The 16,019-nt window shown below is 66.4% G+C and carries 16 protein-coding genes; 3 read left to right on the top strand and 13 right to left on the bottom strand.

The genetic code is table 11. The features are described 5' to 3' along the window. Positions 1–51: 51 nt before the first annotated feature. Positions 52–822, bottom strand: a complete 771-nt coding sequence (locus AC5P98_RS05140; RefSeq protein ID WP_014646786.1) for an SDR family NAD(P)-dependent oxidoreductase — start codon at positions 820–822, stop codon at positions 52–54. Further along, positions 819–1,046 carry a hypothetical protein gene (locus tag AC5P98_RS05135; protein WP_041863314.1) on the bottom strand — a complete coding sequence of 76 codons (228 nt, stop codon included), beginning with the start codon at positions 1,044–1,046 and terminating at the stop codon, positions 819–821. The genes AC5P98_RS05140 and AC5P98_RS05135 overlap by 4 nt, the downstream gene beginning before the upstream one ends. Positions 1,047–1,193: 147 nt before the next feature. Between AC5P98_RS05135 and AC5P98_RS05130 the strand changes: the two genes are divergently transcribed. Continuing rightward, on the top strand, positions 1,194–2,225 hold the full coding sequence (locus tag AC5P98_RS05130) for a LysR family transcriptional regulator (protein ID WP_032959145.1): 1,032 nt from the start codon (positions 1,194–1,196) through the stop codon (positions 2,223–2,225). Positions 2,226–2,756: 531 nt separating this feature from the next. On the opposite strand, the gene AC5P98_RS05125 is transcribed toward AC5P98_RS05130, so the two are convergent. From AC5P98_RS05125 to AC5P98_RS05100, 6 genes are all read right to left on the bottom strand, one after another. Continuing rightward, positions 2,757–3,452, bottom strand: a complete 696-nt coding sequence (locus AC5P98_RS05125; RefSeq protein WP_014646784.1) for a YiaD family glycine zipper/OmpA-like lipoprotein — start codon at positions 3,450–3,452, stop codon at positions 2,757–2,759. A 140-nt stretch (positions 3,453–3,592) separates the two neighbouring features. Then, positions 3,593–5,008 carry a cryptochrome/photolyase family protein gene (locus AC5P98_RS05120; RefSeq protein WP_049405744.1) on the bottom strand — a complete coding sequence of 472 codons (1,416 nt, stop codon included), beginning with the start codon at positions 5,006–5,008 and terminating at the stop codon, positions 3,593–3,595. A gap of 89 nt (positions 5,009–5,097) precedes the next feature. After that, the gene (locus tag AC5P98_RS05115; RefSeq protein ID WP_049405742.1) at positions 5,098–5,712 is read right to left on the bottom strand and encodes an inorganic diphosphatase; all 615 of its coding nucleotides are present in this window, start codon (positions 5,710–5,712) and stop codon (positions 5,098–5,100) included. A 10-nt stretch (positions 5,713–5,722) separates the two neighbouring features. Beyond that, on the bottom strand, positions 5,723–7,072 hold the full coding sequence (locus AC5P98_RS05110; RefSeq protein ID WP_234413165.1) for a purple acid phosphatase family protein: 1,350 nt from the start codon (positions 7,070–7,072) through the stop codon (positions 5,723–5,725). A gap of 14 nt (positions 7,073–7,086) precedes the next feature. Beyond that, on the bottom strand, positions 7,087–8,202 hold the full coding sequence (locus AC5P98_RS05105; RefSeq protein WP_049419223.1) for an NHL repeat-containing protein: 1,116 nt from the start codon (positions 8,200–8,202) through the stop codon (positions 7,087–7,089). Beyond that, positions 8,202–10,715 carry a TonB-dependent receptor gene (locus AC5P98_RS05100; protein ID WP_306814001.1) on the bottom strand — a complete coding sequence of 838 codons (2,514 nt, stop codon included), beginning with the start codon at positions 10,713–10,715 and terminating at the stop codon, positions 8,202–8,204. The genes AC5P98_RS05105 and AC5P98_RS05100 overlap by 1 nt, the downstream gene beginning before the upstream one ends. Positions 10,716–10,932: 217 nt before the next feature. Here AC5P98_RS05100 and upp point away from each other — a divergent pair, with 217 nt between their 5' ends. Then, positions 10,933–11,565 (top strand): uracil phosphoribosyltransferase, encoded by a 633-nt coding sequence (gene upp / locus AC5P98_RS05095; RefSeq protein WP_005409099.1) that lies wholly within the window; start codon positions 10,933–10,935, stop codon positions 11,563–11,565. A 114-nt stretch (positions 11,566–11,679) separates the two neighbouring features. On the opposite strand, the gene AC5P98_RS05090 is transcribed toward upp, so the two are convergent. Both AC5P98_RS05090 and AC5P98_RS05085 read right to left on the bottom strand, forming a co-directional pair. Then, entirely contained in the window at positions 11,680–12,159 is a 480-nt protein-coding gene (locus tag AC5P98_RS05090; RefSeq protein ID WP_049405734.1) for an SRPBCC family protein, read from the bottom strand. After that, positions 12,140–12,565: an ArsR/SmtB family transcription factor gene (locus tag AC5P98_RS05085; protein WP_234413141.1), complete on the bottom strand. Its 426-nt coding sequence runs from the start codon at positions 12,563–12,565 to the stop codon at positions 12,140–12,142. Before AC5P98_RS05085 ends, AC5P98_RS05090 begins: the two co-directional genes overlap by 20 nt. 57 nt (positions 12,566–12,622) lie before the next feature. On the opposite strand from AC5P98_RS05085, the gene AC5P98_RS05080 reads away from it, so the two are divergent. Next, positions 12,623–12,916, top strand: a complete 294-nt coding sequence (locus AC5P98_RS05080) for a PsiF family protein (RefSeq protein ID WP_049405732.1) — start codon at positions 12,623–12,625, stop codon at positions 12,914–12,916. An 85-nt stretch (positions 12,917–13,001) separates the two neighbouring features. Here the strand turns inward: AC5P98_RS05080 and AC5P98_RS05075 are convergent, their stop codons facing one another. From AC5P98_RS05075 to AC5P98_RS05065, 3 genes are all read right to left on the bottom strand, one after another. Further along, positions 13,002–13,889: an MBL fold metallo-hydrolase gene (locus tag AC5P98_RS05075; RefSeq protein WP_019338337.1), complete on the bottom strand. Its 888-nt coding sequence runs from the start codon at positions 13,887–13,889 to the stop codon at positions 13,002–13,004. 120 nt (positions 13,890–14,009) lie between these two features. Next, positions 14,010–15,740 carry a gamma-glutamyltransferase gene (ggt, locus tag AC5P98_RS05070; protein WP_495229897.1) on the bottom strand — a complete coding sequence of 577 codons (1,731 nt, stop codon included), beginning with the start codon at positions 15,738–15,740 and terminating at the stop codon, positions 14,010–14,012. After that, positions 15,737–16,018, bottom strand: a complete 282-nt coding sequence (locus AC5P98_RS05065) for a YfhL family 4Fe-4S dicluster ferredoxin (RefSeq protein WP_004153175.1) — start codon at positions 16,016–16,018, stop codon at positions 15,737–15,739. The genes ggt and AC5P98_RS05065 overlap by 4 nt, the downstream gene beginning before the upstream one ends. Position 16,019 lies beyond the last annotated feature (1 nt).

Raw genomic sequence — 16,019 nt, 5'->3', positions numbered from 1 at the left:
ACGTGTTGCAAAAATCGGCGGCGCATACTGCGACCTCAACCATGGTCGAGGTCAAGCGATGCCCGCGGTATCGCGCCACAGTGGAGGGACATCCAGGTGCAGCAGGCCGCGAGGCAGTTCGGCATCGCTGCTGTCGCAGCGGACGATGGCGCGGTTGTCGCGGCAGCCGTCCAGCAGGGAGACCACACGACGACCGACCAGCAACGAGCTTGGCCACTCGATGCACGCATTGGCCGCGTTGGCCGGGGTGCACACCGGACTGCAGACTTCCAGCATCTGCGCGCGCACACCCAGTGCCTGCGCTTCCTGGTGCACCACCTGCGCGTACATGCGCAGCGCGGCGGTGGTGATCGAGGTCTCGCCGTAGCCCGCCCAGGGCTTGGCGTTGGCGGGGCTGCCGATCATCACGTAGCGGCGTGCATGCACGTTGTCCTGCAGCAGTGGCAGCAGGTGACGCACCGCGTGCACGTGCGGCATCAGGTCGGCCTGCATCGCCCCCAACAGCTCATCGCCATTGCGGTCGGTCACCCGGCCGCGACGGTAGGGGCCACCCATTGCGGCGATGACCGCCGCCAGCGGACGCGGGCGCTGCGCGATGCGTTCGGCCAAGGCACGTGCCGAGCCGTCATCGCTGAGCGAGCCCAGCAGCGTCTCCAGGCCAGGCTCATCAGCGAACTGCTCATGCAGCGCCGCCAGCCGACCCGGGTCGCGGCCAACCACCAGCACCGGGCTGCCGGCTTCCAGCAATGCGCCGACCACGCCCTGGCCGACGGCACCGGTGCCGCCGAGGACCAGGACTTCGGGCGTCAGTATCCCATTCACGGGACATTTCCTCCCAAATCCGGGATAGTCCCGATCCGGCGCAGCCGGTCACCCTTGTGCGGGGCCAGGCGGATGGCACCGCCACGCTGCTGACGCATGGGCGCGGTAAACTCACGAAAGTCCTTGTGTACCAAGGAACTCGGACGGGCTTCGACGGTCATCGCCAGGTCCAGGGTGTTCTGGCCGACATGCCGGAAGCGGGCAAGAATGTTGCGCAGGCTCATGGCGAGGGGGCTCCATTTCACGAATGGCGCCACGATAGACCTCAAACCTTTACTTGATTAGTCCTGATTAAGGGGAATAATCATCCCGCTCCCGGTCCAATCGTTCTGTCACGATTGTCCCATCCCCGACGTCCAGGATCCCCGACCATGTCCCACGATCTCAACGAGACGCTGATCTTCGTCAAGGTGGTCGAGCAAGGCAGTTTCATTGCCGCTGCCAAATCGCTCGGCCTGCCCAAGACCACGGTCAGCCGCAAAGTGCAGGAGCTGGAAACGCGCCTGGGCGCGCGGCTGCTGCACCGGACCACCCGCCGCCTCGGCCTGACCGAAGCCGGCTCGATCTACCACGAGCATTGCCAGCGCATCGCGCGCGAGCTGGAAGAAGCCGAAAGCGCGGTGAGCCAGTTGCAGTCCGGCCCGCGCGGCTGGCTGCGCTTCACCGTGCCCTATTCGATCGGCATCACCTGGATCGCCCCGCTGCTGGGCCAGTTCCATGCGCAGTATCCGGAAATCCGCCTGGACATGCACATGGGCAACGAGAAGCTGGACCTGATTGCCGGCGAAGCGGATCTGGCGCTGCGTGTGGGCGCCCTGCCCGATTCCAACCTAGTCGCGCGCAAGCTGGGCAGCCTGCGCACGCAGGTGTTCGCCAGCCCGGCCTACATCGAGCGCTATGGTGAGCCGCTGCATCCGGAAGAACTGCAGTTCCATCGCATCCTGGCGATGCGCAAGCCGTATCACACTGGCAATTCACCGCGCTTCACCTGGCAGCTGGGCGAGAACGGCGGCGAGCTGCGTGACTTCCCGGTCACCCCGCTGATGACCGCCAACGACATGTCTGCGCTTAATGGTGCACTGGTGTGTGGCGAAGGCCTGCTGCTGACCGGTGATGTGATGGCCAAGCCGTTCGTCGAGTCCGGCATGGTACGGCGCGTGCTGGCCGGCTGGACCGGCCCGGAAGTGGACTTCAACGCCGTGTTCGCCGGTGGCCGCCTGGTCTCACCGAAGGTGCGGGCGTTCGTCGATTTCCTGGTGGAAAAGCTCAACTTCGACGCCAACTACATGCTGGCGCAGTGCCCGGGTGCGAAGCTGGCACAGCAGCAGAAGGCCCAGGAAGACGCGGCGTTGGAGAGCAGCGGCAAGCGCATCCTGGAGAAGGTCGCCGCCTCGGCGGTGTAACCGGCTTCTGTAGAGTCGAGCCATGCCCGACTGCGGTTGGAACGGTGCCGACCAAGGTCGGCATCTACCAGGAGATGAGTTGCGGCATTTCCTTCCGACTGCGCCGGGCGTCCGGTAGATGCCGACCTTGGTCGGCGCCGTTCGGAGAAGCCGCGAACGGGAACGCTGTCGGTGTGCCGAGCAAGCTCGGCACCCACAAAAATGCCGCCTGCAAGGGCGGCATTTTCGTTCCGGCCGATGGCTTTCGGTAGATGCCGACCTTGGTCGGCGCCGTTCGGAGAAGCCGCAACCGGACGCGCTATCGGCGTGCCGAGCAAGCTCGGCACCCACAAAAATGCCGCCTGCAAGGGCGGCATTTTCGTTCCGGCTGCGTGGCTTTCGGTAGATGCCGACCTTGGTCGGCGCCGTTCGGAGAAGCCGCAACCGGACGCGCTATCGGCGTGCCGAGCAAGCTCGGCACCTACAGAAAATGCCGCCTGCAAGGGCGGCATTTTCGTTCCGGCCAGGCCGGAACAGCAACAACGCTACGCGTTACTGCTTGAGCGGAATCACGCGGATTTCAACGCGACGGTTTTTGGCACGGCCGGCATCGGTGCTGTTGTCGGCAATCGGATACGACTTGCCGGCCCCCAGCGTTTCGATGCGCACGCTCTGCACGCCTTGGCCGATCAGGTACTGCGCCACCGAATCGGCGCGTTCCTTCGACAGGCGGTTGTTGACCGCGTCGCTGCCGATGCTGTCGGTGTGGCCCACCACTTCGATCATGGTCTGGTTGTACTCGCGCAGCGTACCGGCCACACCGTTGAGCGAGCCGTAGAACTGCGGCTTCAGGGTGGCCTTGCCGAAGTCGAAGGTGATGCCGTCCGGCAGGTTCAGCATGATGTTGTCGCCCTGGCGCTGCACATCGATGCCGGTGTTGGCGGTGCGCTCGCGCAGCGCGCGTTCCTGGCGATCCTGGTACTGGCCGACGGCGGCGCCGCTGAGCGCACCGATACCGGCACCGATCAGTGCGTGCTGACGACGCTCGGTGGCGCTGTCGCCGGTCAGCAGGCCGGCAGCCACACCGATGGCGGTACCGATCAGCGCGTTGCGGCCGGTACGGTTCTGCTGTTCGGTCGGGTTGCCGTACTGGTCGCTCTGCACATAGGAGCCGCCGGTGGCGCAGGCCGACAGGACGGCCGCACTCATCAGGGCCAGTGCGACGTTGCGGGTGGTGTTGCGGATCATGTGGTTCTCCTTGTTTTCCGGTCGGGTCGGCGGCTTACGGGCGCAGAGAGAATAAACAGCCCGATGCGATGTCGGGATGATGATCGGTCGCCGCAACAGGGCCGCGTTCAGCTAACTGACTGGAACGCTCAGCCCGCGCTTTACCCAGCCCCCGTCTGCCGGTAGGCGGCCAGCGCAGCATCGCGGCCGGCGGCCAGATCCACCAGCGGCGTACGCGGATAGCCCGGGGCATGCGCCGCCAGCAGCTGCGGGTTCTGCCATGGCGCGAAGCGCGCCTTCACCGGCAACGCCGCCAGTTCGGGCACCCAGCGGCTGATGTAGCGGGCCTGCGGATCGAACTTCTCGGCCTGGGTGACCGGGTTGAACACCCGGAAGTACGGGGCCGCGTCGGCGCCGGTGCCTGCCACCCACTGCCAGCCCATCGTGTTGTTGGCCAGGTCGGCATCGACCAGGGTGTCCCAGAACCAGCGCGCGCCCTGCAGCCAGTGCGCACGCAGGTGCTTGCACAGGTAGCTGGCAACAATCATCCGTACCCGGTTGTGCATGTAGCCGGTGTGCCACAGCTCGCGCAGGCCCGCATCGACGATCGGCACGCCGGTGTTGCCGCGCTGCCAGTCATGCAGTTGCGCTGCAGTGGGCGTGGCCCAAGGGAAGCGGTCGAAACGCGGATTGAGGTTGTCGGTCGGCGTCTTCGGGAAGTGATGCAACAGGTGGTAGGCGAAATCGCGCCAGCCCAGTTGGCGCAGATAGCCGTCGATGTCGGCGTCAGTGCCGGCACTGCGCAATCTCTCCAGCGCATGCGCGATGCGCCACGGTGCAATCTCGCCGAAATGCAGATGCGGCGACAGCCGCGAGGTGCCGACCCGGTCCGGCAGGTCACGCTGCTCGCGGTAACCGCGCAACGCGCCGTCCTCGAACACGGACAACGCCTCCAGCGCGCCGGCCTCGCCCGGCTGCCAGTGCTCCCAGAAGCCGGAATCCCAGTCCAGCGTGGGCGCGAGCCGCAGCTCGTCCAATGCGAGGCCGTCGACCGAGTGCGCGGTCAGTGCCTTCGGCGCGGCACTCAGCGTCGGCAGGCGCCAATGACTGAGTACGTTGCGCCAGTACGGAGTGAACACCTTGTACGGCTGACCCTGCTGTGTCGCGATGTCCCAGGGCTCGAACAACAGACTGCCATTGCAGCTCTGCGCGTCGATGCCCTGCTCACGCAGCGTGCGCTTGATGGTGGCGTCGCGTGGCTGGGTGGCCGGCTCGTACTTGCGGTTCCAGTACACCGCCTCGGCGCCGGTCTGCCCGATCAGCAACTGCAGGGCCGGCAGGCTGTCACCGCTACGCAGCACCAGCGAGGAACCGCGCGTGCGCAGGTCGGCGTCCAAGGCACCCAGTGAACGGTGGCGCCATGCATCGGAGGCCGCGCCAGGCACCCAGTCCCCTTCCTCGTGCGGCGCGTGGAGATAGACCGGCACCACGTCGTGACCCGCATCCAGCGCGGCCTGCAGGGCCGGATTGTCCTGCAGCCGCAGATCACGGCGGAACCATACCAACGCTACCGACACATGCACCGCCTTCGATGTGGAAGGCGGACATGATAGCCAGGGGCGGTGAAGGTGATGCGCGCGTCCGGCCACCCACCCACGGCGGGGTTCTAGCGCTTGAACCGCTGCATGGCCTCGCGGATCACTGACCGTGCCTCGGCGGCGTTGCCCCAGCCATTGAGCTGCACCGGGTTGCGCCCGGCCGGCAGGTCCTTGTAGACGCGGAAGAACGCTTCGATCCGCTGCCGTTCGGCCTCCGGCAGGTCCGCCAGGTCGCGGATGTTGGCGTAGGTCGGGTCGACCTTGTCGGTCGGCACCCCGATGATCTTCTCGTCGTGCTCGCCGCCATCGATCATCTTCAGGTAACCGATCGGCCGGAAACGCACGATCACGCCCGGATGCAGCGGTTCGCGGGTCAACACCAGTGCATCCAGCGGATCGTTGTCGCCGGCCAGGGTGCGCGGCATCGAGCCGTAGTTGGCCGGATAGGCGACCGGCATCGACTGGAAGCGGTCCACGTGCACCAGGCCGTCTTCCTTGATCTCGTACTTGGTGAAGCTGCCGGCCGGGATCTCCACCGCCAGGTTCACTTCCTGCGGGGCCTGCGCCGGCTGGGCGACCAGGAAGGGATGCAGCACGGTATCGGCGGCGGTTACCGCACTGGCCAGCAACAGCAGGGACGCGCCGATGGCAGCCAATGGAATGATGCGGCGGGGTGTGGTCATCGGCGTCTCCTCATTCCCAGCAGCGGTCGGCGCGACCCTTGGCGGTCTGCGCACGCGGGCAGTCGCGTGGCGTGATGCGGCCTTCGGTCAACTCCGTGCGCTGCTTTCCACCCTTGGCATCACGACGCAATTCGAAGGCATCGTAAAGACGGCCGGTCACGGTGCGTGCTTCATAGCGCAGGTGCTGCGGGTCGATGTTCAGCACCTGGAACAGCTGGGTGTCCTCGGCCACCGGGTCCATCGTCCTGCGCGCTTCGTCGGAAAGGCGGTACTGCTTCGGTCCGGCCACGGTCACCACATACTGCGGCGTCGCGGCTTGCCCTTCGCCACGGCGGCCATAGGTGTGGTCATGGCCCTGCAGCACCAGATCGACGTTGTGGCGGCGTACCACCGGCAGCAGCACGTCACGCAACGCGGCGTTCTCGCGCCCTTCGCGCGGCGAGTAGAACGGCTGGTGCAGCAGCACGATGGTCCACGCCTGCCGATTGCCGGTCAGCACCTTGTCCAGCCACTGTGCCTGCGCCTTGGCGGTGCCGAGGTCGAGTGCCGATGTGCCATCGACCACGGCCACGCGCACGCCCTGCGCATCGAACCAGTAGCTGGTCTGCTGCGCGGCGGTGGCGCCATTGCCCGGCAGCGCGAACGTCACCGGCCAGTGGCGGCCCAGCACGCGGCGCTCCTGCGGGGTGTCCTCGAATTCCTCGAAGTACTCGTGGTTGCCGATGGCCGGCGCCACCAGCGTTTCCTGCGCCAGCCAACTGGTCGCAGCGAACCACTCACCCCACTCGCTGTCATCCATGTTGTCGCCACCGCTGACCAGGTCGCCGGCAAACAGACTCATGCGCGCCTGCGGCGCGGCCTTCTGCGCGGCGCGCACCACGCGGCTGACATGGCTGACGTTCTTGTTCTGGGTATCGCCGAAGTACAGCAGGGTCAGCGGCTGATCGGCGCTGGCCAGCGTGCGCAGCTGGTTCCAGGCGCTCCAGCTGCCATTGCCCTGCACACGGTAGACGTACTGGGTATCCGGCTGCAGGCCATCGATATCTGCCCGATGGTGGTGCGACAGACCGTTCTCGGTCTGCAGCGCGCGGGTCGTCGCACGCACCTGGCGGATGCCTTCAATGGCCGGCGAATCTGCGGCCAGCGCGATTTCCAGCAGCGGCGCCTGCACGCTGTCGTCGGTACGCCAGGCCACGGCGAACCCATGACTGGAATCAACCGCCGGCGAGGCGACGATGCGGTCCGGCACCGTCGTCGCCGCGTAGTGGCGGCTACCTGCCGGCACCTGGGTATTCGGTTCGGCCGCCGCGAACGACAGCGACGGCAGCGACAGCAGCAGGCCCAGCGCCAGCGCGCGCATTACGCACTGCCCGCTCATGCGCCACACTCCAGCGGCAACGCCAGCTGCTTGGCGATGCTCTCCCAGTCGAAGGCCACCACGCCCTGGTCGTCATGTACTGCATACAGCGCACCGTGTGGGAAGCGCGCGCTGGGCTGCTGCATCATCCAGATGCCATCGGTGTTGGCCACGGTATTGCCCTGGAACGCGCCGACCGGCTTCAGCGTGTGCCGGTCGAACAGGTGGAACACGCTGCGCTGCTTGCCCTGTTCGGTGGTGATCCACCAGCCGTCCTTGCCGCAGGTGCGCAGGGTCACGCCTTCGGCCTGGGCCTTGAACACGTCGCGGCCAAAGGTGGTGCCAGTGAAGCGGCCCGCCAGGGTGTAGACCTTGAACTCGCTGGCGTAGCGCTCGTCCTCTTCGGCAATCAGCAGCCGGTCGTTCTCGGGGTCGCCCCAGATCGACTCGACCACGCGCAGTGCACCGGCCTCGGTGGTATCGCCGATGCTGGCCACCAGCTTCGCCTCGACCTTCGCGCCGTCGCGGGTCACATGGTACTGGCGCACGCGCTTGTCCAGCTCGGCCAGCGGCGGCAGGATGTCACGCCCCTGCGCATCCTCGCCGTTGTCCCAGGAATCGGTGACGTAGACGCTGTAGCCATCGGCACGGCGGTCGACCCACAGACCGTACGGCTTGCGCAGGTCGTCCGAAGCGAAGGTCGCCAGCGGCGCGAAGTCCGGCAGGCTCAGCACCTGCACGCGGTGATTGTCGCGCTCGACGATCCACAGCAGGTCGTCGGTCACCGCGATGCCGTTTGGGCGGTCGAACTGCCCCGGTGCGGTGCCGCTGCTGCCGACGTCACGCAGGTGCTGGCCGGTGCTGCCGTCGTAGACCACCAGCTTGTCGGTGGCCTTGGCGGTGGCGATCAGCCACAGCGCGCCGTCCGGCGCGCGCCAGGCCGCCGGCGAGTCGATGTTGTCGGCCGGGGTCATCGGTGACAGGAACGCTTCGGCGATGGTGCTCACCACGCGCTCGCCACTGGCGGCCGGCGCGGCCGCTCCCGCAACCGGATCGTTGCCGGTGGCCGGCGTGCAGCCGGCGACCAGCGTAGCCGCCAGCGCGGCGGCCAGGACAGTGACGGCACGCCCCATCACAGCGCCACCTTCAGGCCCAGCGCATAGGTGCGGCCGTACTCTTCCATCTGCAGGGTGCGCGAGCGGGTGCCCTGGTACAGCTCCAGCGGCTTGTCCAGCAGGTTCTGCGCTTCGAAGTACATGCTCACGCGCGGGGTGAACTTGTAGTCCAGCGAGAAATCGAGCTGGGTGTTGGGTGCCACGTAGATGTCGAATGCACGCCCCTTGCCGATGCTGTCCAGATACTCGCTGCGGTACACGGCCGCCAGACGCGTGCTTACACCGTACTTTTCATAGCCGATGTGTGCGCTGTAGACATGCTTGGAAGCGCGCGGCAGGGTGAAGTCCTCGTCCTCACGTCCCTTGATGCCGGCATCGAACGTGGTGTCCAGCCAGGTGCCACTGGCACCGACCAGCAGGCCATCCAGGCCCTCCGGCAGGAAGGCCAGCTGCTGCTGCCAGTTGAACTCCGCGCCACGCACGGTGGCCTTGCGACCATTGATCGGCTGGGTCACGTCGAATCCACCGTAGGCCGGATCATTGGTCCGCACGGTCTCCACGATGTAGCCATCGATCGACTTGTGGAACAGTCCCAGCGAAACGATGCCGCTGCTGCCGATGTACTTCTCCACCGACAGGTCGATGTTCTTCGACTCGTACGGATCCAGTTCGGGGTTGCCCAGGCGCACTTCCTCGTCACCGCGGCTGTAACCCACGCGCGGCGAGACGTCGCCGAAGGACGGGCGCGATACGGTCTTGTTGGCCGAGGCGCGCAGCACCCAGTCATCGGCCGCGTCATAGCGCAGATGCAGGCCCGGCAGCACGTTGGTGTAGCTGCTGTTGGCCACGCGCGGGGTGACGGTGAAGCTGCGGCCGTTGGCGGCCACGTCCACCTGGTTGCCGACTGCCTTGAAGCGGGTGTTCTCCACGCGCACGCCGCCGATGATGCGCAGCGCGCCCACATCCCAGGTACCCATGGCATAGCTGGCGAAGATGTCCTCGCTGGCCACGTAATCCTCTTCCAGCGACGTCATCGCATTGCCGCCGACATCCTGCGGGCGGGCGCTGTACTGGCCACCATTGGCGGCCCAGAACGCGCGCATCGCAGCCGAGTCCATGCCATCCCCCATGTTGCCGTGGCGATGCTCCGGCGAAGAGGTGGTCCAGCTCGACAGCACCACCTTCGGGCCGACGCGCAGTTCGCGCTCATCGACATTCACGTCGCGGTCGCGCCAGCGGCCGAGCAGGCCGAACTTGATGCTGCTGCTGTCGCCGTCGAAGCGCACGTTGACCTGCGCGCTGTGTTCCTTGTCGTTCACCTGCTTGGGCGAAAGCACGACGCGGTCGAACGCGTAGTTGCCGTTGTCCAGCCACTGCGGGTTATCGAAGCTGTAGCTGGGCAGGCGGCTGCTCTGGTCCAGGGTGCCATTGAAGGCCTTGCCGTTGAGCTTGAAGCGCGCCTCCATCTCGTCGTTCACGCGCTCTTCGGTACGGGTGTAGCCGATCCGGTAATCGACCACGGCGTCGGTCAGCTTGTTCTCGCCACCAAGACTGGCCGCAAAGGTGTTCTCCTTCTTGGTGCGGTAGCGCATGCGCTTGTCGATCGAGTCCTTCGGCATGCCATCGAGCCGGTACTGGTCGGTGCCGGTCTTGACCATCTTCGCGTCGTCGAAGTTGAAGATCACGCGCTGGCGGGTCTCCGCATCGTCGAACTGGCTGTACAGCGTGCGCAGGTAGTACTTGCTGTCTTCGTTGGGGCGCCAGTCGAGGTTGAGGTTGGCACCGATGCGCTTGCGCTCGATCTCGTACTTGCGATGCTGCAGGTTGATCGCGGTCACGTCACCGGGGGCGGCATCGTCCTCGCCGTCATATTCCACTTCGGTGTTGTCCGACTCGAACTTCCGCTTCTGGTAGTTCACGCCCAGCGCCACGCCGAACGTGTCGTTGAACACTTCGCTGTAGTTGAAGGCGGCCTTGGGGCTGGTCTCGCCGGACAGCTGCTGGTGGCTGCCCTCGATCTTGCCGCGCAGGCTGCGGCCGTCGCGGTCGAAGGCCGACGCCGATTCGACCAGCACGGCGCCGCCGATGGCATCACCGGGCATGTCCGGGGTCGGCGACTTGACCACGCGCAGGCGCTCGGTGGAGTCCGATGGGATCACGTCCAGCGGCGCGGCGCGGCTGGAATCTTCCGGCGTACCGATGGCGATGCCATCCACGCTGACGCTGTTGAGATTGGCATCCAGGCCGCGAATGACCACGAAGCGGCCTTCGCCCTGGTCGCGGGTCACGCTGACGCCCGGCAGTCGCTGCAGTGATTCGGCCACGTTCTTGTCCGGATACTGGCCCAGGGCATCGGAGGACACCGCGTCCTCGATGGCGTCGCTGCTGCGCTTGAGGTCGACCGCGCGGATCTGCGATTCGAGCTGGGCGCGCACTTCGATACGGTCCAGGTCGACCGCGTCGGCCGCCACGGCGCCGGTAGCGGCTACCGCCTGTTGCCCGGCAGCCTGCAGCGGTGCCGCGGCCCCCATCGCCAGGGTCAGGGTGATGGCAACGGCCAACGGAGTCTTGATATGCACTGGGAATCCCCATTCCTGTTAAGAATGGGTCTGCACGGTATGTCCGCAAGGTTGCATGGCCGTGACATGCGCCTGCACATTTCATGTACATCAGATCCAGGCCCGGTTTGGGGTTCGACACGCCAATCCGGCAAAATGGCCTCCTCTCTCCTTTCCCCCCTTCCCGACCATGAAGATCGTCGAAGTGCGCCACCCGCTGGTGCAGCACAAGATCGGCCTGATGCGCAACGCTGCGCTCAGCACCAAGGATTTCCGCGAACTGGCCAACGAGCTGGGTACGCTGCTGGCCTACGAGGCCACCGCCGACCTGGACACCGAGCCGCACACCCTGCCCGGCTGGGCCGGCCCGGTGACGGTGCAGCGTATTGCCGGCGCCAAGATCACCGTGGTGCCGATCCTGCGTGCCGGCCTGGGCATGCTCAGCGGCGTGCTGTCGCTGATCCCGGCGGCCCGTGTCAGCGTGGTCGGCCTGCAGCGCGACGAGGAAACCCTGCAGCCGGTGCCCTACTTCGAGCGCCTGACCGGCCGCCTGGAAGAGCGCGACGCGCTGATCCTGGACCCGATGCTGGCCACCGGCGGCACCCTGATAGCCACCATCGACATGCTCAAGCGTGCCGGTGCCCGCCGCATCAAGGGCATCTTCCTGGTGGCCGCGCCGGAAGGCATCGAAGCGGTCAAGGCCGTGCACCCGGACGTGGAGATCTACACCGCAGCCATCGATGCCCAGCTCAACGACAAGGGCTACATCCTGCCGGGCCTGGGCGACGCCGGCGACCGCATCTTCGGTACCCGCGTCGGTTGATCCGGTGAACCGGGGTCAGAGCCCTTTCACAGCGAAAGGGATCTGACCCCAACATCGCGGGGGTCGGACCCCTTTCGCAGAAAGGGCTCTGACCCCACCACCCCGCATTCCGGCCTACAGCCCGGCGGCGAAGGCTTCCAGCTGGTCGATGGCGGTGTTCCAGCCGTCGAAGAAGCCCAGCTGCTCATGCTGGTCACGCAGGGCCTTGTCCGGGTGCATCACCCGCGCGGTGTAGCGGCAGCCCTGCTCCTCGTCCTCCATCGTGATCACGGCGGTAAAGCCCAGCCAGGGTGACTGCGGTCGCCAGCCCGCACCCAGCATCGAGGTGAACACCAGGCGCTGCTGCGGCACGATCTCCAGGAAACTGCCCGGATTGTCACTGCTGCCGCCATCGGGGCCCTGCATGAAGGTGTGGAAGGCCCCGCCGGGGCGCAGGTCGAATGCGCGTACCTCGGTGGTCCACGGCTTCGGGCACCACCACTGGCGCAGCAGTTCCGGGTCGGTCCACGCCCGCCACAAGGCGGCGCGCGGTGCGTTCAGCACACGGCTGATCACCAGATCGGTGGCGGGGTTGTTACCTGCGGCTACGGCCATGGGCCTGCTCCTGTCGGTGAAGGGTTTCGACGAAATCGACCATGCGGTCGGAACGCGCTTCCCAAGCGGCACGCTGTTCTGCGAGCCATTGTTCGGCCTGGCCCAGCCGCGCCGGCACCAGTTCGCAGGTGCGTGTGCGCCCCTGCTTGTGGCTGCGCACCACGCCGCTGCGCTCCAGCACGGCCAGGTGTTTCATCAGCGAGGGCAAGGCCATCTCGAAGGGTTCGGCCAGCATCGACACCGTGCGCGGCCCCTGCCCAAGCGCCGCTACGATCGCGCAACGGGTCGGGTCGGCCAGTGCCTGGAAGACGTCTTCAATGGCAGGATAATACTTACCCATATGGCTAAGTAATACGCCGGTCTGAACGTTGCCGCAAGCAGGCGCGGCACTGGCGTGATTCTTCACGTGGCCTTGCCGGCCTGAAGCGAATGCTCCGCGCACCCGCCACCCTTGGAGCTCCCGATGAAAGCCTCTTTCCTGCTGGCCGCCGTCCTGCTGGTCGGCCTGCCCCTGGCTGCCAACGCCACCACCCCGCAGCAGCAGCGCATGGCCGAATGCTCGGCCAAGACCAAGGGCTTGAAGGGTGATGCCTACAAGACCGCGCAGAGCTCCTGCCTCAGCGGCCACGCCGCCGAGACCAAGGCGGTCAATCCGCAGCAGGAACGGATGCGCAAGTGCAACGCTGACGCGGGCGCGAAGAAGCTGGCCGGTGATGCGCGCAAGACCTTCATGAGCAGCTGCCTGAAGTCGTCGTAATCGTCGCGTCCGGATCGAACGCCATCCACGCATGGCGTGGATCTGCCACCGTCAGTGAAAGGCCGGGCATTGCCCGGCCTTTTCATTACCCCAGGGCGCGCGCCTTCAGCTCGCCCTGTTCGTGCAGGGTCACGAAACGTCCCTTGTCATCACGGCCCAGCTGCGCCAGCGCCACCTGCGGGTCGTGGGTGAAGAACAGCCGCACGTTGCGCGCCAGCTTGTCTTCAAGGAACTGCCGCTTCTCGTCGATCAGCAGCTCGGCGTTGCGGTCGTAGCCCATGGTGATCGGCACGTGTACCCATGAGCGCCCCGGGATCAGGTCGGCACAGAACACCACGCCACCATGCGCACTTTCGCCGGCATGCGCGTGACCGACGATCTCGGCCAGCATCAGTCCCGGCGTATGCCCGTCGCTGTAGCTGAAGCGCACGCTGCGGCCAAGTGCCTTCGAGTACTCCCCGTCCACCACTTCCAGCCGGCCACTGGCCTGCAGCAGGCCCGGCAGTTCCGGAATGAAGCTGGCACGGTCGCGCGGATGCGGCTGCACGGCGCGCTGCCAATGCTGCGCACCGACCACGTAGGTCGCGTTGGGGAACAGCAACTCGGGTTCACGCCCTTCGCTCCATGCCGCCAGCAGGCCGCCAGCATGATCGAAATGCAGGTGGCTGAGCACCACCACATCGATATCCTCGTGCTCGAAGCCGGCTTCGCGCAACGAATCGATCAGTACGTGCTGGCTTTCCTGCACTCCGTAGCGCTCGCGCATGCGCGGATCGAAGAACGCCCCGATACCGGTTTCAAACAGCACGGTCTTGCCTTCCAGCGGACTGGCAAGCAGTGCGCGGCAGGCCAGCTCGATGCGATTGAGCTCGTCGGGTGCCGCCCATTTTTCCCACAACGCACGCGGTGCGTTGCCGAACATCGCACCGCCATCGAGGCGCTGCGAGTTTCCGCGAATAGACCAGAGTTTCATGCGTCGATTATCGGCGCCGGCCCGTTAAATAATCGCTAGAAAGGAAACAGAAAACCCCGCCGGCAAAGGCGGGGTTTGGGTAATCTGCCGGATTGCTGGCCAGCAGCCGGCGCTACCGGATCAGCGTGCCGGCACGACCTGGGCGCTGCCCACCGGGTTGCGGGGGTCGCTGCCGCCGAACAGCTTGTTCGCCTTGCGGTCCCATTCCACGGTCTGCAGGTTGCCCCACACGTGACTGGAACCGCGGCCGCCTGCGGCGACGTCACCCGGCAGGTCGATCTTGTGGCCCATCGCCTGCAACTGCTTCACCGTCGCCGCGTCGAACGCATCGTCCTCGGCTTCGATCAGGTCCGGCAGCCACTGGTGGTGGTAGCGCGGCAGCGCGGCAACCTGCTGTGCATCCAGGCCGTCGTCGTAGCCGAGGATGCCCAGCAGCACCATGGTGATGATGCGGCTGCCACCCGGGGTGCCCAGCACCACGACCTTGTCGGCGTTCTCCATGAAGGTCGGCGTCATCGAGCTGAGCATGCGCTTGCCGGCCTTCGGCGCATTGGCCTCATAGCCCATCACGCCGAACGCATTGGGCGTGCCCGGCTTCAGCGCGAAGTCGTCCATCTCGTTGTTCAGCAGCACGCCGGTGCCCTTGGGAATCAGCCCCGAGCCATACAGCAGGTTGACGGTCTGGGTGGCGCCGACGCGGTTGCCGTCGCGGTCGATGATCGAGAAGTGCGTGGTCTCGTCGTCTTCCAGCGGCGTCGGATTGCCCGACAGCAGGTCGCTGGGCGTGGCCTTCTCCGGATGGATGGTCGCCCGCAGGCCCTGCGCATAATCCTTGCTGGTCAGCACTTTCTGCGGGATCTGCACGAAGTCCGGATCGCCGAGGAAGAAGGTGCGGTCGCGGTAGGCGCGGCGCATCGACTCCACCACCAGGTGGGTGCGGTGGGCCGGGTCCATCTTCCTGATGTCCCAGCCTTCCAGGATCTGCAGCATGCTCGCCAGCGCGATGCCACCGGACGACGGCGGCGGCGCGGTGGTGATCTTCCAGCCGTTGTAGCTGAACACGATCGGCTCGCGCTGCTTGACGCGGTAACCGGCCAGTTCTTCAGCGGTCCACTTGCCGCCAGCCTGCTTCACGCCCGCCAGCAACAGCTTTCCGGTCTGGCCCTTGTAGAAGCCATCAAAGCCCCCCGCGGCCAGGCGCTCCAGCGTCTGCGCCAGTTCCGGCTGCTTGAACAGGTCGCCGCTGGCGATCGGCTTGCCATTGCGCAGGTAGACCTCGCGCGTGCCGGGATAGCGCTCCATCACTTCACGCCGCGACGCGTAGCCCTTGGCCATGCGGTCGTACACCGGGAAACCTTCGCGCGCGATGCGGATCGCCGGCTGCAGCGAGGCCGACAACGGCAGCTTGCCATGCTTGGCCGACAGCTCGACCAGCGCTGCGGGCAGGCCGGGAATACCCGCCGACCAGGCACCGTTGACCGAACGATCACGGTCCAGGTTGCCCTGCTTGTCGAGGAAGGCCTGCGGGGTCGCCGCGGCCGGGGCGGTCTCGCGCGCATCCAGCATCACATCCTTGCCGGTGGCCGCGTCGTGCAGCAGGAAGAAGCCGCCGCCGCCCAACCCGGAACTGATCGGCTCGACCACCGCCAGCGTGGACGACACCGCCACTGCAGCGTCGAAGGCGTTGCCGCCCTGCGCCAGGATGTCGATGCCGGCCTGGGTGGCCAGTGCGTGGCCGCTGGCAATGGCCGCGCCATCAGGGCGATCGGCACGGGCCGGGCTGTCAGCCCAGGCCATGGGGCTCAGCAGCAGGCCGAGCAGCAACAGGGGGCGGACGATCAGCGTCTTCATTCGGATGGGGGCTCCGCGTAGAGTTCGGGGTGATCGTGCTGCAGCTGGCGCAGCTTGGCCAGCAGCTGGTCTTCCGTTTCCACGATCTCCGGGTCCGGGTCGATGCACTCGACCGGGCAGACGACCACGCACTGTGGCTCGTCGAAATGACCCACGCATTCGGTGCAGCGCGCAGGGTCGATCACGTAGATGGTTTCACCCATCGCAATGGCCTGGTTGGGGCAGGCCGGCTCGCACACGTCGCAGTTGACGCAGAGCTCGTTGATTTTCAGCGACACG

Source organism: Stenotrophomonas sp. YJH_SMC_135 (assembly GCF_059372355.1).
The sequence above is the reverse complement of the archived record's forward strand: the minus strand, read 5'-3'. Positions and strand labels throughout refer to the sequence as shown.